General features: G+C 49.5%; 3 protein-coding genes. All 3 read right to left on the bottom strand.

Going from position 1 to position 2,926, the window contains the following annotated elements; genetic code table 11:
- Positions 1 to 1,121: DHH family phosphoesterase (locus tag AC3DOM_RS17135; protein WP_487920252.1), on the bottom strand; the 1,121-nt coding region annotated here is incomplete at its 3' end.
- Positions 1,118 to 2,044 carry a mechanosensitive ion channel family protein gene (locus AC3DOM_RS17130; protein ID WP_487920251.1) on the bottom strand — a complete coding sequence of 309 codons (927 nt, stop codon included), beginning with the start codon at positions 2,042 to 2,044 and terminating at the stop codon, positions 1,118 to 1,120. The genes AC3DOM_RS17135 and AC3DOM_RS17130, both read right to left, overlap by 4 nt.
- 31 nt (positions 2,045 to 2,075) lie before the next feature.
- On the bottom strand, positions 2,076 to 2,926 hold an 851-nt coding region (locus AC3DOM_RS17125), incomplete at its 5' end, for a polysaccharide deacetylase family protein (RefSeq protein WP_487920250.1).

The following is a 2,926-nucleotide window of genomic DNA, read 5'->3' as shown; positions in this document are numbered from 1 at the left end:
TTTAAATCTTCAAGATGTTTGGATAATTGCAGCAAATCGGTGACCTCGGCCTGGGCAATCGCAAAGCGATATCCGCCGCCATCATAGAGCTTCATATCACTGCTGACGATTTCCTGCGGGTCGCGCGACGATAGGCCTGCTCCCGCGGTGAGAATCTTTTCACCATAGGATTGTACGGTCTCACCCGCCAGGACGCTCCCGTGGACAAATGCCCAGCGCCCAAGTCTTTTTGCAGCGTCATGATCACGGGCTGTAGTGGTTGGCGATGTCAATATGAGCGTATCTGAAAGCAGACCGGCGAGCAGCATCCCGGCGATTTTCGGGGGCGCGCTCAAACCAGCCTTTTCAACCTTCTCTGAAACCAAAGTGCTGGTACTGCCGACAATATCGACCGTAAAACGAATGGGTACATGCGTGGAGGGGTTTCCCAGCCGGTGATGATCGAGAATTTCGAGCAGCTCCGCTTCTTCGAGATGTGCCAATGCCTGCCGGGCCTCGTTATGGTCAACCATGATGATCTTTAATCGGGGCGGGTTAAGGGCATCTTTTTGTCGGCAGATGCCCACATAAGCGCCGCTATCGTCCACGACGAAAAAATTATCCCCTTCATTGCGTAACAGCCGATTAAGTGAATCACGAATCCGGGCGCTGGATTTGAATTGCGGCAGATCGGTTTTGCAGGCTGCGCGACTGGGCGCATCCAACACATCGGCAATCTTCATTTCCTGTCGATTGGCCTGATCGCCAATTGTCTGACTCATAAAGGCGAAAATGCTGCCCCCCGTGATCAAGCCAAAAGGCTGCCCGTCTTTATCCACAACGGGAGCAACTCCCCAGGTGCGCGAGGCGATCGCCCAGGCATCCAGGAGAGGGGCATCTGGTGTGGTCGTATCCAATCGGCGGACTACGGCATCAAAGCGTGGTGAGGCATCATTCAGCAGTTTGGGCGCATCCAGACCCAGATAATTGAGGGTCCACGCCGTTTGTTGATTAACGGCGCCCGCACGGGCAGCAGTGACCTGAGCCCCATCGCGTTCGTTCAACAACCAGGCATAGCCCATCGCAGCTGCGATAGTATCAGTATCCGGATTGACGTGACCAATCACATAAGTTTCGCTCATCCTTCACCTTCGTTTTTCCATAAGACGGTTTTTTCATCGGTATGTCTGTAGAAACGCTGAGTGGGGTATGCCAACTCAATATCTGGAGCAGCTGCGAAAGCTGTCAGGATATTCTCCCAAAGTGTGCTGCTCGAACTTCGGCGGAGACGTGGATTGCATAGATAGCGGATGGTCAGCAGCACACCGCTGGTTTCCACCGAGGTGTAGACAATGGGGGTCGTTGTTCCTGGATTAATCATATAAGGCTGCGAAATCTGCCTGACAGAATTCTCTATATCCGCGGATTGGGGGGCAATAAATTCATCAACGATCTTTTCGAGGGTTTTTTTTGTTTTACGCCAATTGCTTTCAAAGGTAATCAGCACTTCAAGTTCATTCCAAATATACTGGAAACCCTGCGTATAATTGCTTAAGATGCTGATAAAGATCATGCCATTGGGGATATGTAATACGCGCCCGGTGGATTGATCGGCGTTGACCCAGTTACCGATTTCCAAAATGGAAAATTGAAAGAAGCGGATATCAATAACATCTCCAGCGACATTATTGATCTCTACACGGTCGCCAACGTCGAAGGGTTTGCGTGCCAGAATATACAACCAGCCGGCGATATTCATGAGGGGGTCTTTCAGCGCGATCGCGATACCAGCTGAAAGCAATCCTAAAAAGGTGACCAGCGTCTGCATCCCCGAAAGCCAAATCCGCCCGATGATAATCAAACCGATAAAAAAGCTTAGGTAGCTAATTCCCTTTTGCCAATGGTAGCGATACTTGATATCCTTTACAACCTTGTTCAGGATGCTCACCAGCAAACGCTGAATCAGCCAGAGCAATACGATGGTGAGAATCGTTTCAAGAAAGTCGAACTGGATATCTGGATTTAGTCCCAACATTTCTTCGAGCCAAATGGTGATCGTGTCCATATTTTTTAACCTGAAAACTGAGATTGAAAATTTAATCCATTAATTGGAGCGCACCCTGGCGGGCATCAAAAGTATACCCTTCGATAATATATATACCCACCGGGCAGGCTCCGCTCGTGATGGATGCATGGATCGCATCTTTGAGATATTCCTGGTTGGAAACCTGCTCAGCGTCAAGCGGACCCACCTGGCAACTGACCATTGTGGGAAATTCTGCCTGATGCTCAACCAGATACTCCACCGCTTCGGGAGGCATCGCAATCCGTGGAATTTTCATCGGATCAAATTCCGGGGAATAGGGAGGTGCCATAAATTTGATCCGGACGGGCCAATCGATATCAAAAATGGCGAGCATTGGCTTCCCTTCGGGAGTGATGTAATTGGTCATCGCGTTATATCCACTGCCCGTAGGCCAATAGCCGAATGGGACCGCAAACATATTTCCCAGGCTCGGGATCAAATCTTCGCGACCTGCATTAACCAATAATTCCCGCAGAAAGAGATCGTTTTGCTCGAGCTCCCAGAGAATCCCGGCAGCATCGCTTATATCCATACGAATATGTCTGTAAGTATGATTATAAATCCTTGCATCATGATCGAGGGCCCAGACGATGGTTTTGGCAAGCTCCTCTTTCCATTTGCCCTCAGCGTCTCCATCTGCGTACCATTTATCTCCAAGATTAGAGAATAATGACCATTTGAAACCAAATTCCGGATGCTCCTGAGCATATTGCCAGGCCAGGACAAGCCCTGTATCGGCGCGTGGCTCTCCGTTTTCGTCCATTCTGATTTGATTATTATAAAATACATCATCCATTGTAAAGACCAATGGGCGGCGTCCCTCAGGGACATAAAGATCACCATTGATCCAGTCTTCTAGAT

This window comes from Candidatus Desulfolinea nitratireducens, assembly GCF_982879505.1.
The sequence above is the reverse complement of the archived record's forward strand: the minus strand, read 5'-3'. Positions and strand labels throughout refer to the sequence as shown.